The sequence below is a fragment of the Saccharopolyspora erythraea genome, from assembly GCF_018141105.1.
Lineage (GTDB): Bacteria > Actinomycetota > Actinomycetes > Mycobacteriales > Pseudonocardiaceae > Saccharopolyspora_D > Saccharopolyspora_D erythraea_A.
This window is the reverse complement of sequence record NZ_CP054839.1, coordinates 3,766,248-3,780,592: the sequence shown is the minus strand read 5'-3', so window position 1 is coordinate 3,780,592 and position 14,345 is coordinate 3,766,248. Positions and strand designations below refer to the sequence as shown.

Here is a 14,345-nt window from a genome sequence, read left to right as displayed (position 1 = left end):
GGGAGACTCCTTTGAGCAGTTGGCAGTTGCAGGAACCGGTCGTGGACCAGCCGCGGCAGAGCGCGTCACCGGTGCGGGTCGCCACCGAATGGGAGCCGTTGCGCGAGGTGATCGTCGGCATCGTCGACGACATGCGCGTCCCGGAGTGGGACCCCTCCGCGCGGGCCGTGGTCCCGCGGCACGGCCGGGCCCCGCTGACGGGCTGGGCGGGCCGCCGGTTCCCGGCGGAGCTGGTGGAACTGGCCCGGCGCGAGGTGGACGGCCTGGCCGACTTCCTGGAACGCCAGGGCGTGGTGGTGCGCCGCCCGGAGCCGGTGGACCACCACCGGCCGGTGGTCACCCCGCACTTCTCCACCGGCGGCGGCTTCCACTCGGCGATGCCGCGCGACAGCCTGTTCGCCATCGACGACCTCGTCGTGGAGACTCCGATGGCGTGGCGGTCCCGCTACTTCGAGACCTTCGCGTTCCGGCCGATCCTGCGGGACTACTTCGAACGCGGCGCCCGCTGGACCGCGGCGCCCAAACCGCAGCTGCGCGACACCACGTGGTGCGACGACCGCATCGAGGACCGCGACGAGTTCGACCCGGTGATCAACGAGGACGAGCCGCTGTTCGACGCCGCCGACTTCGTCCGCATCGGCGGCGGGGTGGTCGTGGGCCAGCTCAGCCACGTCACCAACCGCACCGGGGTCCGCTGGCTGCAACGGCACCTCGGGCCGGAGTACCGGGTGCTCACCTACGTCTTCGACGACGACGGCCCGATGCACATCGACACCACGCTGCTGCCCATGGGCGAGGGCCGGGTGCTGGTCAACGAGGCGTGGGTGTCGAGGCTGCCCGACGTCTTCGCCGGGTGGGAGGTGCTCGTGCCGCCACCTTCGCAGCTGCCCGCGGCGCACCCGCTCTACTACACCAGCCAGTGGATCCACTGCAACGTGCTGATGCTCGACGAGCGGCACGTGCTGGTGGAGGCGGCGGAGGAGGACTTCGCCGCGCACCTGCGCAAGTGGGGCTTCGAGCCGATCCCGTTGCCGTTCAAGCACTTCCAGACCTTCGGCGGGTCCTTCCACTGCGCCACGCTCGACGTGCGCCGCGGTTGAGGGACCGGTGGGTGTGCTGCGCCCGCAGCACACCCCGTCAGCCTGTGGGCATCCGCGGTGGACAGCAGCTGCTGGAACTCCCAGCCGCGGCCCGGCCTGGGGCTCATGCCGCGGCGGCCGTCCGCCTGGACCGCCGGCGCACCACGAGCACGGCGATCACGGCCACGGCGGCACGTCGTCCGCCGGATCGCGGGTACCAGCGGGTCGCGGCGCCGAACCGCGAGGTCAGTCCTGCGCGGGCCGGTCCACCGACAGCTTCCGCGCCAGGAACCCGGTCCAGGCCAGGCCCGCCGCGGTGACGAACAGGACGCCCGCCGCGCCGAGCCCCGCGGCGACCAGGCCCACCGCGCCCGGGACGACGACCTGACCGGCCCGGTTGCCGGTCAGCCGCAACGACATCGCCAGGCCCCGGGTGCCCGCGGGGGCGGACTCGGCCAGCCACGACATCGTCAGCGGCTGGCCGACGCCGAGGCCGAAACCCGCGGCGGTGACGGCGGTGGCCAGCAGCCAGACCGGCACCGGGGCCGCCGCGGCCGCCAGGCCCGCGGCCGACATCAGCACGCTCAGCACCAGCAGCCTGCGGCGGCCGAGCCGGGCCGCCAGCCTGCCGAGGAACAGCCGCGAGACCATCGACGCCGCCGCGCGCAGGACGAGCAGTGCGCCGATCAGCCCGGACGCGATGTCTCGTTCGGCGCCCAGCGCGGGCAGGTAGACCAGCGAGATGTCCACCGCGGCCAGCACGACGCAGCTGGTGAACAGCGCCCGGCCCAGACCCGGCAACCGCAGGAGCGTGCGGACGCCGACGCGTTCGGCGGCCTCCGGACGCCGCGGCGCACCGCCGGACCCGACGACGAAGGACAGCGCGAACAGCACGACCGCGATCGCGGTGGCGCCCTGGAAGATCGGCGTGGTGTCGGGAATCGCCTGAGACCCTCCGAACAGGACGATCAGTCCCGGGCCCGCCGCCTGCCCCAGCGAGGCGGCGAAGGTGTAGTAGCCGAACGCCGTGTCCATCCGCCCTGATCCGGACGTGTTGGCCACCAGCGCCTGCTGCGCGACCACCGCCCCCAGATGCGCGGTGCCCAGCACGACACTGCCAGCCAGCAGGCCCGGCACGCTGCCACCGAGCAACAGCAGCACCGCGCCCGCCGCGCACATCAGCAGGCTGCCCGCGACCATCACGCGGCGCTCCCCGATCCGGTCCACGACGTGCCCGGCAGGCAGCGCGAGCACGAGCGGCACCAGGGCGAAGGTGCCCGAGAGCAGGCCGAGCCAGGAGGCGGGAACCTCCAGCTCCAGCGCCCGATACGACATCGCGGGCCGCAGCACGAAGGTGATGAGCTGGGTCAGGGCGGCGTGCGCGAGCAGCGCCCAGACCCGTGGCCGGGCGGTCATGCCGGCTCCGCGGGGATCTGCAGCCCGGCAGGCGACCGGTGAGCGATGCTCGCCCACCCGCGATCGCACGCCACCGCACTCCCGGTCATCAGCGGTACCGCCGGTTCCACCATCCGCGAACCCCCTCGCTCCGAGCTACAACCTCGCTCTTGCACGCCGGTTCCGCCACAACACATGAGTACCGACACACAAAAGATCGCCCGGCCCCGCAGGCAGCGCACGACGGGACGGATCGGCGGACGGCTGTTCTGCCCCGCCTATCCCATTGCGACGACCCGACTCCGGCGAATCTGCGAGCCATGGACCGTGCGCGCTGCCGACCTCCCCTACCCGCCGTACTCGCGGACGGGCGTTCCCCTGCCCGCGCCGGGTACGCGGAACAGCGCTCCCGACAGCGGGTGCCGCCGGAGGTCGGCCTCCACCCGCGATGTGGTGACGAACAGGTCGGTCAGGCCGGGGCCGCCGAAGGTGCACGCGGTCACCTGGGAAGCCGGCACGCCGATCCGGTCGACCAGCCTGCCTTCGGGTGAGTACCGATGCACCGCACCACCACCCCACAGCGCGACCCACAGGTGTCCTTCGGCATCGACCGTCAGGCCGTCGGGAGCGCCGAGCTCCGGCTCGATGCGGACGACGGGCCGTCGGTTGCGCAGTGTGCCGTCGACGTGGTCGAAGACGTCGACGCGTTGTGTCGGCGTGTCCACGTAGTAGGCCGATGTCCCGTCCGGGCTCCATGCGAGGCCGTTGGAGATCGTGACACCGCCGAGCACCGTCGAGACGGCACCGTCGGTGTCCAATCGGTACAAAGCTCCTCGGCCGGGCTCGGCGGTGTAGGACATCGATCCGCAGTAGAAGCGGCCCTCGGGGTCGCATCCGCCCTCGTTCATCCTGACGGCCGGGTCGCTCCACAGCTCGCCGAGCGCGCGGATCTCGGTCAGCCCGGCATCGCCGAGGGCGAACCCCCGCTCCAGCGCCAGCACCGCGCCACCACCTCGCCGGGGCCGTAGCGCAGCCACGACGGAACCCACGTGGGCCCGGTGCACCTGGCCCGCCGGCTCCAGGGTGAGGACGTCCCCGGCGAGCATGTCGACCCAGCGGAGCCCTGGCCACTCCGGATGCCACACCGGGCCTTCACCGTGATGGGCGCAGGGGTCGGTGACCTGCACGACGTCGTGTTCGGACGGCAACGAGAACCTCCAGTGCGAAGTCAGGGACGAAGCAGCACCTTCACCGTCCGCTGCCGCTCGGCACCGAGAACGCGCAACGCCTCGGCGGCGTCGTCGAGACCGAACTCGCGGCTGATGATCCGCGCCGGATCGAGCAGACCACCGGCGAACGCACGCACCGCGTGGGTCCACGCGCGGGAGGGGGCGCCGAAGACCGTGTGCAGGGTGATCTGGGAGAGCAGGAGGTGACTCGGCGACAGCGAGCGCTCGTCGCCGGCGGGCACACCGGTCAGCACGACTCTGCCGCCGCTTCTCGCCAGCCTGGTCGCCAGGTCCGCCGTATCCGGCGCCCCGGCGGCTTCGAGGACCGCGTCGAAGCGGCCGGAACGGCGCTGGGCCTCCTCCGGGCTGGTCCAGGTCGTGGCGCCGCACTCGGTCGCGAGGTCCGCGCGAGAGGACTCGGGGTCGACGACCACCAGTTCCGCCGGTGAGGCGGCCGCGAGCAACTGGGTGGCCAGCAGCCCCAGGCTGCCCCCGCCCACGACCGCGACCCGCTCGCCGGCCTCGGTGGCCAGCCTGAGGCACGCTTCGGCCACGCACGCGGCCGGTTCGAGCACCGCGGCGGCCCGCAGGTCCGCGTTGTCCGGCAGCACGTGCAGCAGCCGCGCCGGGAGCGTGAGGTGGTCGGCCCACGCTCCCGGCCGGGTGAAGCCGGTCTCGTCGTACCCGCCGCTGCAGAGGTTGTTCTGCCCCCGGCGGCACGCGTCGCACACCTGGCAGTTGCGGAAACCCTCGCCCACGACGTGGCGGCCGACCAGCTCGCCCGCCACGCCGGCGCCGACCTCGACGACCGTTCCCGACCACTCGTGGCCGGGAACCACGGGGTAGCGGACGAACTCGGCCGGGCGCCGCCCGGTGAACACCTCGCGGTCCGAGCCGCAGATGCCGCTCCACGCCACCCGCACGAGCGCCTCTCCCGGGCCGGGCGGGCGCGGCTCGGCGGATTCGACCCGTAGCTGTCCGGGTCTGTCGATGACGACTGCGCGCGGTGTCGTCCGGAACTCTGTCACTCGGACCCCTTGGTCCCGCGGAACTGCCAGTCCTCGGCGTAGAGGTCGAAGTGCGCGCCCGCCGGCGGGTGCTCGAGCACGAAGTCGACGTCCAGCTCGACGCCCAGGCCCGGGGCCTCCGGCAGCTCGAAGTAGCCGTCGACCACCTCCGGCAGGCCCGGGGCGGCCTGCTTGACGTGCTGGTCGGCGAAGTCGTTGAAGTGCTCCTGGATCTTGAAGTTGGTAGCCACCGCCGCCAGGTGCAGGTTCGCGGCGGTCAGCACGGCGCCGCCGACGTTGTGCGGTGCCACCAGGACGTAGTGCGTCTCTGCGGTGGCGGCGACCTTGCGGGTCTCGAGGATGCCGCCGAAGTGCCCGATGTCGGGCTGGATGACGTCGGCCGCCTGGCGGGCGAACAGCTCGCGGTACTCGATGCGGTCGTGGACCCGCTCTCCCGTGGCCACGGGGATGTTCACCTGACGGGCGACCTTGGACAGCGCCTCGAAGTTCTCCGGCGGCACCGGCTCCTCGATCCAGCCCGGGTCGAAGCGGCTCAGCTCACCCGCGATGCGCACCGCCTCGGCGGGGGTGAACCTCCCGTGCATCTCGACCAGGATCTCCACGTCCGGGCCGACGGCGTCGCGCACCGCCTCCACCAGCTCCACCGAGCGGCGCCGCTCCGCGGGCTCCAGCTCCCACCTGCCGGGCCCGAACGGGTCGAACTTCAGCGCGCGGTACCCGCGCTCGACGACCCGCCGTGCCGCGCCGTGGAACTCCTCGGGGGTGCGCTCGACGGTGTACCAGCCATTGGCGTAGGCCTTGACGCGGTCGCGGACCCTGCCGCCGAGCAACCGCCAGACCGGCTGGCCGAGGGCCTTGCCGATGATGTCCCAGCAGGCCATCTCGACGCAGGCGATGCCCGACATCGCGATCTCGCCCGCGCGGCCGTAGTCGCCGTGCTTCATCCGCCACACCAGGGACTCGATGTCGAAGGGGTCCGAGCCGATCACGTGCCGCTCGGCGGCCTCGCGCAGATAGCCGCGCAGGGCCTCGGTGTGGCCGAGCATCCGGGTCTCGCCGACACCGACGAGGCCCTCGTCGGTGCGGACCCGGACGTAGGTCAGGTCCCGCCACGGCGTGCCGAGGACGAAGGAGTCGACGTGGGTGATCTTCATGTGCTGCCTTCCGGTTTTCACGGGCGCGGGACGGCCAGGTCGTCGGCGGGCAGGGGCGACGCCTTCGCCTCGGGCGCGTAGCGGTCGAGCAGGCCGAGGCCGATCTGCGCGCGACGCACCCGCTCCCGGGCCAGCGCCACCGCCGTGGGCGTCAGGTGCGTTCCGCTGGGGTAGATGTTCGGGGCGTTGCGCAGGCCGAACTTGACGTACACGGGAGCGGCCACCCGCACGATCTCGGCGATCTCGTGGTGGCGCACGAACCCGCCCATGTCGTCGGGTGACTCGACGTAGACGTCCAGCGGCAGGTCGGCGACCGCGCGGATCGAGGCCAGCTGGCCGGTGCTGAGGTCGGTCGGCACGTTGTAGCTGTCGGCGCCGAGGTCCTCGGCGATGCGCACGGAGACCGGGTTGGCCAGCCCCATCTGCACGCTGATCTTGAACCGCATCCCGGGCGGGAGGTCGCCTTGCTCGCGCATCTTCGCGGCGACCTTCAGCACGCCAAGATCGGTGATCAGCACCGATCGGATTCCGGCCTCGGCGGTGCGGCGGATGTCCTCGAGCACGTGGACGAGCTGCTCGGTGCCGCGCGCCTGGGCCGCGACCGGACCGCCCCCGGGCGCGAGGGCCATCGCGCCGGTGTCCCAGCCCGCCAGCGGCCTGGCGAACAGGCTGAGCTCGACCGAACGCCCGGCGGCAGCGACGGCCATGCCGCGCAGTTCGCCGTCGGTGAGCAGCATTCCGCCGCTGCCCTGGGAGATGCGGTGCACGACGACGTCTCGGCGCGACGCCTCGTCGAGCACCGCCTCGAGCACCTCGGGGCTTTCGGTGCTCGGGATCTCCACCCGGTACTGCGCGCCGTCGGGGAAGCGCTTCGCGCTCGTCGCGGCCGCATCGTCCTGGGGCATTCCCAGCGACCGCAGGAACTCACGGGTTCTCAGCACTGCCGGTCTCCTCTCCGCCGGTGTCGTGCCTGAGCGGGCGCAACAGCAGCCACAGCACGAACAGGCCACCCACGACCAGCATCGCCAGGCCGGTCCACAGGTTGATGTTGATGCCCTGCGACTTCGCCAGACCGGCCTCGTCCGGGAACAACCCGGCGCCGCCGATCAGCAGGCCGTAGACCAGGAACAGCCCGCCGATCACCGTGCGAACGTCGAACAGCTTGGCCGCGGTGCCCGACTGCGTCTCCAGCTCCGCGACGCTGGCGGAGCGGTCGTCTTCCGGCATCTCTCGCCCTCCCGGTGTTCGGAATCCAGCGTGCTCACAACGAGAACGGGACGTAGCAGAGCGCGGCGAGCACCATGGCGCTCCACCCCAGCAGCGCCGGCCGCCGGTACCAGGCGCCGTCACCGGGCGCCACCTCCCCGGCGCCACGCGCGACCGCCCGGCTGTAGACCAGGCCCTCCAGCTCCGCGTCCGTCTTCGGCGCGGTCGCGAGCGCGATCGGCACGCTGACCGCGACGTCCACGGCGAAGGCGATGATCGAGGAGATCATGTTCGCACCCTGGTCGGTGCTGATCGGCACGAATCCGCCCTTGTAGGCCAGGTAGAAGCAGATCGGCGCGAGAGTTCCCAGCAGCAGCCCCCAGAACCCGGCCTTCGCGGTCATGCGCTTCCAGAACAGCGCCAGGATGAACGTCGCGAACAGCGGGACGTTGAAGAACGAGAACAGGGTCTGCATGTAGTTCATGATGTTGCTGAACGAGGCGGCGATGAACGCCGTGCCCATGCCGATCAGCACGCCCACGGCGGTGATGACCCGCCCGACCCGCAGGTAGTGGGCGTCGGGCATGCGCGGCCTGATGTAGGCCTGCCAGATGTCGGTGGTGAACACCGTGTTGAAGCTCGACACGTTCGCGGCCATGCCCGCCATGAAGGAGGCCATCAGGCCGGTCACCGCGAGGCCGAGCACGCCGCTTGGCAGCAGGTCGCGCATCAGCAGCGGGATCGCGTCGTTGTAGTCGTAGCCGCTGCCCGCCTGCCCGATCGCCGGTTCCACCAGCAGCGCGATGATGCCGGGCAGCACCACGATCAGCGGGATGAACATCTTCGGGAACGCCGCGATCAGCGGAGTTCTCCTGGCCGCCGAGAGGTTCCTGGCCGACAGGGAGCGCTGCACCTCGGCGAAGTTCGTCGTCCAGTAGCCGAAGGACACCGCGAACCCGAGCCCCAGGGTGATGGTCAGCCAGTTCGCGCCGAGCGGGTTGTCCTGTCCGAAGCCGGTGCCGCCCCATGCGGTCAGGAAGTCCGCACCGGGACCGGCGACCACCTTGTCGACGAAGCCGTCCACACCGCCGACGCGCACCAGGCCCAGCACCGTCAGCGGAACCAGCGCGGCCACGATGACGAAGAACTGCAGGACCTCGTTGTAGATCGCCGAGGACAGTCCACCGATTACGATGTAGGCCAGCACGAACACCCCGGCGACCACGATCGACAGCGGCAGCGGCCAGCCGAGCAGCGCGCGCAGGACGATGGCCAGCGCGTACAGGTTCACCCCCGCGATCAGCACCGAGGCGACGGCGAAGATGACGGCGCTGAGCAGGTGCGACGACCGGCTGAACCGCAGCAGCAGGAACTCCGGGACGCTGCGGACCTTCGAGTTGTAGTAGAACGGCATCATCACCAGGCCCAGGAACACCATCGCCGGGATCGCGCCGATCAGGTACCAGTGCACGGTGTAGGCGCCGTACTGGGCACCGTTGGCCGCCATGCCCAGGATCTCCGTCGCGCCGAGGTTCGCCGAGACGAAGGCCAGCCCGGTCACCCACGCGGGCAGGGACCGCCCGGACAGGAAGAAGTCCAGGCTGTTGTTGACGCTTCGCTTCGCCGCGAAGGCGATTCCCAGCACCACGGCGAAGTAGATGACCAGGATCAGGTTGTCCAGCCAGTTCATCGACAGGCGCAAGCCGTCGGCAAGTGTGTGCATGGTCGACGTTTCCTCGTCTTCGTCGGCGGAGGTGGTGCCGCAACCCGGAACAGCACGTTCGATATCTCGGACGTTGTTCGGAACGTACGCGAGGACTTCGACCCGGTCAACACCGATGATCGCGTTTCTCGATCCCGGTTTTCCTTGATATAGAAGGGAATTCGCGCATCAGCAACAGCCCCTGCGCATTGGTGGCGCAAAGGTCTCGTTTGCCGAAGTTCCCTACCGCAACCGCGTCAGCGGCGCACCGCGGTCAGCTTTTCCGCATCCCAGTGCTTTCGCGCACGATCAGCTCCGCAGGCACCACCGAACGCGCGGGCGTCTCCCGGCCCTCGATCCGGCTGAGCAACCGGTCGAATGTCTTACGGCCGAGCGCGAGGAAGTCCTGTCTGACCGTGGTGAGCGGCGGCGAGAAGTAGGCCGCCTCGGGGACGTCGTCGAACCCGGCGACGCGCACGTCTTCGGGAACCTTCCTGCCCGCCTCCGAAAGCGCGCGCAGCAGGCCGAGTGCCATCTGGTCGTTGGCCACGAACACCGCGTCCACGCCGTCGCGGCCGATCAGCTCCCTCCCGATCTCGTAACCGGACCGCGGGCTCCAGTCCCCCCGCAGCACCGGAGGTTCATCCGCGCCGCGACCGGAAAGCACGGCGCGCCAGCCCTCCTCGCGCGCCTGCGTCTCCAGCCAGCCGTGCGGGCCCGCGATGTGCCACACCGTCTCGTGCCCGAGCGCCAGCAGGTGCTCGGTCGCCCGGCGCGCACCGTCGCGCTGGTCCACCGCCACCACCGGCACCGGCGCCTCGTCGGTGTCGGCCACCGCGACGAGCGGCACGTCGCGGGGCGCGGTCTCCAGCGCGCGCCCGGCCGCGACGTGCGGAGCGATGACCACCGCCCCCTCCACGCCCTGCCTGCGCAGGCTCTCCACGGCGTCGACGATCAGTGACCGCTCGGGAGCGCTGACGCTGGCGACCGACACGCCGTAACCCGCCTCCCGCGCGGCGTTCTCCACCCCGAACAGCGTGCTCGCCGGCCCGTAGAGGACCGAGTCGAGCGCGACGACGCCCAGGGTTCGCGAGCGGCCGGTGGCCAGCCCGCGGGCGAGGGAGTTCGGCCGGTACCCGAGGCGCTCGATCGCGTCCAGCACCCGGCGGCGGGTATCGGCGCGCACCGGGCCCGCGCCGTTGACCACGCGGGACACCGTCATGTGCGAGACACCGGCCAGCGCAGCCACATCGGCGAGCGAGGGCGGCCGGCCCGCCGGAAGAGGCTCCGGCTCGGATGTGCCGTCAGACCGCCTGACCACCAACCGGCTCCCTTCGCACGTTCCGCTGGGGATGAGTGTTAGCGGTAACACAATCGCCGTCAAGGGCCGATCGGACGCCAAGCCAGTGCAGGTGGACCGGATTGTTAGCGAGCACATCGATCACCGGGCCAGGTCTGCCGGTTGCACGGCGCGGCCTTGCGATACGTCACGGCGAGGCCCGCTGCGGACTCCTGACCGCCGGGTGTGCGGTTGACTGTCGACAGATGGCTATCATCGGGGCGTGGCGGAAGAGGCACTGCACAGTCTGGATCGCAAGACGCTGCGCGAGCGCGCACTGGTGGCACTTCGTTCGGCGATCCTCTCCGGGCACTACCGGCCGGGCGACCACCTCGGCGAGGTCGAGATCGCCTCACGGCTGTCGATCAGTCGGGGGACCGTGCGCGAGGCACTGCGCCACCTGCAGCAGGAAGGTCTGGTCACGCCGGGCATGCGGGGAATGCTGCGCGTGCGCAGCCTTTCCCGCGAACAGGTGCACGAGCTGTTCCGCGTGCGCGGCGCGCTCGAGGGCCTGGCGGTCGCCGAGATCGTCCAGTCGCCGAAGCACGCGAACGCGGTCGCCGAGCTGACCGCCGCGCTCGACAAGCTGGAAACCGGCACCGGCGACCTGCCCGAGCAGATCGAGGCCGACCTGTCCTTCCACGCGCTGCTGTGCGAGCTGTCCGGCAACTCCGTGCTGCTGGACACCTGGCGCCACCTCGAAGGCCCGATCCGGGTCGTGGTGATGAGCGCCGCGGGCGAGAACCGCAGCACGCTCATGTCAGCGGCCCACCACCGCCCGATCGTCGATGCGATCGAGCGCGGCGACGCCGAGGGCGCGACAGCCGTGCTCAAGGAACACATGTCCGCCGCGGTCGAGGTTCTGACCAGCGCGAACTAGCTTCCCTTGGCTGTTCCGGCCGTGGTGCGCAGGCGGGCCTGACACCCACGTAGCCGGACAGCACAGCCGGCACCACGGCCAGGGACTCCCCCTTGACATGCCTCGTACGACGTCTAGCATCATCTCCCAACACTCGACTGTTAACACTCAACATCGAGCGCCTACCCGATCGAGGAGGATCGCGATGGCCGGTTGGATCGGCGACAAGGAGGCTGCCGTTGTCTGATCGAATTCAAGCGCTGCGAGGCGCGGCCCGCCGCATCCGGCTGCACGCGCTGAACATGGGCGAGGTGCAGGGACAGGGATACATCGCCCAGGCCCTCGGTGTCGCCGACATCCTGGCGGTTGTGTACTCCGACCAGCTTCGCTACCGCCCCGAGGACCCGGAGTGGCCCGAGCGCGACCGGTTCCTGCTCTCCATCGGCCACTACGCGATCGCCCTGTACGCGGCGCTGGCCGAGGCCGGTGTCCTCGACGTCGAGGAGCTGCAGACCTACGGGTCGGACGGTTCGCGGCTGCCGATGTCAGGGATGGCCAGCTACACCCCCGGTATGGAGATCTCCGGCGGCTCCCTGGGACACGGCCTGGGCGTGGCCACCGGGATGGCGATGGGCCTGCGCCACCAGGGAAACCCGGCGCGGGTGTTCAACCTGCTCTCCGATGGCGAGCTGGACGAGGGCTCGACGTGGGAGGCGGCCCTGGCCGCAACGCACCACGGCTTGGACAACCTGACCGCGATCGTCGACGTCAACGCCCTGCAGGCGGACGGTCCGACCGCCGGGGTGCTGCGCACCGAGCCGGTCGCCGACAAGTGGCGGGCCTTCGGGTGGCACGCGCTGCGCGTCGACGGCAACGACGTCGACGCGCTGGTCGCAGGGTTCGACGAACTGCGCGAGCACCGTGGTTCCCCGTCGGTGCTCGTCTGCGACACGCAGGTCGGGCGGGGCGTGCCGTTCCTGGAGGCACGGGAGAAAGCGCACTTCATGCGGGTGGAGGAGCACGAGTGGCAGCTCGCTCGCGAACAGCTCGAGGAGGTCGGGGCATGACGACCACGGGCAGGAGGCTCACCACCTCGGCCATGATCGCGTCCTTCGTGGACGAAGGGCAGAAGACGACGAGCGCTCCCTTCGGGCACGCCCTGTCGCGGTTGGCCGAGCAGCGGCCGGAAGTCGTGGGCTTGTCCGCGGACCTGGCCAAGTACACCGACATGCACGTCTTCCGGGAGGCCCACCCCGACCGGTTCTTCCAGATGGGCATGGCCGAACAGGCGATGCTGGGCGCGGCGGCCGGGATGGCCGAGGTGGGGCTGGTGCCCTTCGCCTCGACCTACTCGGTGTTCGCCACGCGACGCGCCTACGACTTCCTCTGCCTGGACATCGCCGAACCCGGGCTGAACGTCAACGTCGTGGGAGGTCTGCCCGGTCTCACCACCGGGTACGGGCCGAGCCACCAGGCGACCGAGGACCTGGCGATCCTGCGCGGCATGCCGGGACTGACCATCGTGGACCCGTGCGACTCGGTCGACATCGAGCAGGCGGTGCCCGCGTTGGCCGACGCGCCGGGGCCGAGCTACCTGCGGCTGCTGCGCGGTTCGGTCGCGACCGTGCTCGACGAGTACGACTACCGCTTCGAACTCGGCAAGGCGGCGGAGCTGCGGACCGGCCGTGACGTGCTGATGATCTCCACCGGGCTGATGACCATGCGCGCCCTGACCGCGGCCGCGGAGCTGGAGGCCGACCACGTCGACGTGGCGGTGCTGCACGTGCCGACGATCAAGCCGCTGGACCGCGACGCGATCCTGCGGGAGACGGCCGGGGACCGCCTCGTGGTGACGTTGGAGAACCACACGGTCGTCGGCGGCCTGGCCGAGTCGGTCGCCTCCTGCCTGGCCTTCGCCGGAGCCGGCGTGCGGATCGTGCCGATCGGGCTCCCCGACGAGTTCCTCGCCGCGGGCGCGCTGCCCACGCTGCACGACCGCTACGGACTCTCGGTTCCCGAGATCAAGAAGCGTGTCCTCGCCGAGCTTTCCTGACCGGAGCCAGCCAGCTCGGGGTGGCCCGCCGGACAGGCCGGGAGCGCTTGCTCTCTCGGCCTGTCCTCCGAATGTCCGCGAACGCCGCCGCTTTCTCGCCTGACGCCGTTCCTTCTGCGCCGCGAGAGCGTCGAGCATGTCCGCCAGACTGCTCGGGGCGCGGTCGTACCTCACCGTCTCAGCGGCGTCTCGCAGGCGTCGCGACGCCCGAGCCGAGGACACCTCCGACGCCGGCTTCGCCACCTCTGTGGCGGCGCGTTCGGCCTCTGTCCACGATCGCACCTCCACGAGCGCGGGAACGAGCATCGCGCCACCGACATAAGAGGCCCACCGGTAATGGCGTGGCACGGCTTCCAACGCCGAAGCGTGGAAATCCACCGCTCGTCGTGCCTTCCGACGGAGCCCCGCCCGGCACTCCAGAAGTCCCCGGGCTCTCGGCGGGTGTTGTCCGCGAGCGTAGCGAAGGATCAGCCCCGCAGTTGCACTCCTAGCAGTGGGCTACCGGTCGTGTCGGCAGCCCCTTCAGCCCCGGATCGCCCGCCCGAGGATGTGGGGTGCGGCCGGGTTGAGCGGGGCCCACCTGTGTCGGTCGGAGTCACTGGCGAAGCGGCCGTCGGTGGGCGGTGACCCGAAGTCACCTCCGGGCCTGGGCAGCCACGTCGGCCTCATCCGCCCAGTCGCCAACACCGTGCACCGTGTCGACCAAGTGCGCGTTGCCGTGGCTCGTCCCGATGTCCCCGGCATGCACGGTCAGGAACCCCGCGCCACGCCCCCACCTGACCGTGTAGACCTCCCGCGACGACACGACCTCCACATGCCACGCCATCGGAAGATGCACCTCCTTGGTCACGAATGCGACTCCGCCGAAGTCGGCGTCGCGTTCACGCACAACGGGCACACCTGACAACCACCGCCGGGCACGTCGGTGATCTCGTGGCGCTCGAGTTCCAGCCCGCACGCGCACACGGCCCGCACACGTTCCCTGTCGATGTTCACGACGGCGTGCGCCTGCTGCAACGTCAACCTGTGATGCCGCCGCAAGACCCACACGAACGGGACTTCGACAGGCGCAACGCGCCGACGGTAGGGAGCCTGACGCTCGTCGTCGGCCTGGTAGTCGAGCGGCATCGCGGTCACCATCGCCCATCTTCTGTCCGTCGCGTGGAAGGTGTCTTTCAGCAATCCCGATCCGGGGACGTCTCTACGTAGCTTCGAGACTGCGTAGGGTGATCGATACGGCTTCGGTGTTCACAGACGTTCACAGCAGGGCAGGTGCGATGACGACCGGCGGGGACTTGCGT

14 protein-coding genes are annotated in these 14,345 nt (G+C 70.8%); 4 read left to right on the top strand and 10 right to left on the bottom strand.

The genetic code is table 11. The features are described from left to right. Positions 1-11 precede the first annotated feature (11 nt). A complete protein-coding gene (locus HUO13_RS17345; protein WP_249124956.1) occupies positions 12-1,100 on the top strand; it encodes an amidinotransferase in 1,089 nt (362 codons plus the stop codon). Between the two features lie 225 nt (positions 1,101-1,325). Here the strand turns inward: HUO13_RS17345 and HUO13_RS17340 are convergent, their stop codons facing one another. The 8 genes from HUO13_RS17340 to HUO13_RS17305 all read right to left on the bottom strand — a co-directional run bounded on the left by HUO13_RS17340 (position 1,326) and on the right by HUO13_RS17305 (position 10,114). Continuing rightward, positions 1,326-2,495: an MFS transporter gene (locus tag HUO13_RS17340; protein WP_211902345.1), complete on the bottom strand. Its 1,170-nt coding sequence runs from the start codon at positions 2,493-2,495 to the stop codon at positions 1,326-1,328. A 326-nt stretch (positions 2,496-2,821) separates the two neighbouring features. After that, positions 2,822-3,682, bottom strand: coding sequence for an SMP-30/gluconolactonase/LRE family protein (locus HUO13_RS17335; protein WP_211902344.1), 861 nt, complete (start codon positions 3,680-3,682; stop codon positions 2,822-2,824). A gap of 20 nt (positions 3,683-3,702) precedes the next feature. Continuing rightward, positions 3,703-4,731, bottom strand: a complete 1,029-nt coding sequence (locus tag HUO13_RS17330) for a zinc-dependent alcohol dehydrogenase (RefSeq protein WP_249124955.1) — start codon at positions 4,729-4,731, stop codon at positions 3,703-3,705. Further along, on the bottom strand, positions 4,728-5,885 hold the full coding sequence (locus HUO13_RS17325) for a mandelate racemase/muconate lactonizing enzyme family protein (RefSeq protein WP_211902343.1): 1,158 nt from the start codon (positions 5,883-5,885) through the stop codon (positions 4,728-4,730). The genes HUO13_RS17330 and HUO13_RS17325 overlap by 4 nt, the downstream gene beginning before the upstream one ends. 17 nt (positions 5,886-5,902) lie before the next feature. After that, positions 5,903-6,790 (bottom strand): U32 family peptidase, encoded by an 888-nt coding sequence (locus HUO13_RS17320; RefSeq protein WP_432757859.1) that lies wholly within the window; start codon positions 6,788-6,790, stop codon positions 5,903-5,905. 19 nt (positions 6,791-6,809) lie between these two features. Next, a complete protein-coding gene (locus HUO13_RS17315; protein ID WP_211902341.1) occupies positions 6,810-7,112 on the bottom strand; it encodes a hypothetical protein in 303 nt (100 codons plus the stop codon). Positions 7,113-7,146: 34 nt separating this feature from the next. Continuing rightward, the gene (locus HUO13_RS17310) at positions 7,147-8,814 is read right to left on the bottom strand and encodes a sodium:solute symporter family protein (protein ID WP_211902340.1); all 1,668 of its coding nucleotides are present in this window, start codon (positions 8,812-8,814) and stop codon (positions 7,147-7,149) included. 253 nt (positions 8,815-9,067) lie between these two features. Then, a complete protein-coding gene (locus tag HUO13_RS17305; RefSeq protein WP_211902339.1) occupies positions 9,068-10,114 on the bottom strand; it encodes a LacI family DNA-binding transcriptional regulator in 1,047 nt (348 codons plus the stop codon). A 241-nt stretch (positions 10,115-10,355) separates the two neighbouring features. Between HUO13_RS17305 and HUO13_RS17300 the strand changes: the two genes are divergently transcribed. From HUO13_RS17300 to HUO13_RS17290, 3 genes are all read left to right on the top strand, one after another. Beyond that, the gene (locus HUO13_RS17300; protein WP_249124953.1) at positions 10,356-11,012 is read left to right on the top strand and encodes a GntR family transcriptional regulator; all 657 of its coding nucleotides are present in this window, start codon (positions 10,356-10,358) and stop codon (positions 11,010-11,012) included. A 218-nt stretch (positions 11,013-11,230) separates the two neighbouring features. Further along, a complete protein-coding gene (locus HUO13_RS17295) occupies positions 11,231-12,058 on the top strand; it encodes a transketolase (RefSeq protein WP_249124952.1) in 828 nt (275 codons plus the stop codon). Further along, positions 12,055-13,044 carry a transketolase family protein gene (locus HUO13_RS17290; protein WP_211902338.1) on the top strand — a complete coding sequence of 330 codons (990 nt, stop codon included), beginning with the start codon at positions 12,055-12,057 and terminating at the stop codon, positions 13,042-13,044. Before HUO13_RS17295 ends, HUO13_RS17290 begins: the two co-directional genes overlap by 4 nt. A 634-nt stretch (positions 13,045-13,678) precedes the next feature. Here the strand turns inward: HUO13_RS17290 and HUO13_RS17285 are convergent. Continuing rightward, complete coding sequence (locus HUO13_RS17285; RefSeq protein WP_211902337.1) at positions 13,679-13,894, bottom strand: hypothetical protein; 216 nt, start codon at positions 13,892-13,894, stop codon at positions 13,679-13,681. Continuing rightward, a complete protein-coding gene (locus HUO13_RS17280; RefSeq protein WP_211902336.1) occupies positions 13,891-14,172 on the bottom strand; it encodes a hypothetical protein in 282 nt (93 codons plus the stop codon). Before HUO13_RS17280 ends, HUO13_RS17285 begins: the two co-directional genes overlap by 4 nt. Between the last annotated feature and the right edge of the window lie 173 nt (positions 14,173-14,345).

Bases quoted from the DNA above. Each gene is read 5' to 3' on its own strand.
- HUO13_RS17340 (WP_211902345.1), bottom strand. From the start codon at position 2,495: ATGACCGCCCGGCCACGGGTCTGGGCGCTGCTCGCGCACGCCGCCCTG.
- HUO13_RS17325 (WP_211902343.1), bottom strand. From the start codon at position 5,885: ATGAAGATCACCCACGTCGACTCCTTCGTCCTCGGCACGCCGTGGCGG.
- HUO13_RS17320 (WP_432757859.1), bottom strand. From the start codon at position 6,790: ATGCCCCAGGACGATGCGGCCGCGACGAGCGCGAAGCGCTTCCCCGAC.
- HUO13_RS17315 (WP_211902341.1), bottom strand. From the start codon at position 7,112: ATGCCGGAAGACGACCGCTCCGCCAGCGTCGCGGAGCTGGAGACGCAG.
- HUO13_RS17310 (WP_211902340.1), bottom strand. From the start codon at position 8,814: ATGCACACACTTGCCGACGGCTTGCGCCTGTCGATGAACTGGCTGGAC.
- HUO13_RS17290 (WP_211902338.1), top strand. From the start codon at position 12,055: ATGACGACCACGGGCAGGAGGCTCACCACCTCGGCCATGATCGCGTCC.
- HUO13_RS17280 (WP_211902336.1), bottom strand. From the start codon at position 14,172: ATGCCGCTCGACTACCAGGCCGACGACGAGCGTCAGGCTCCCTACCGT.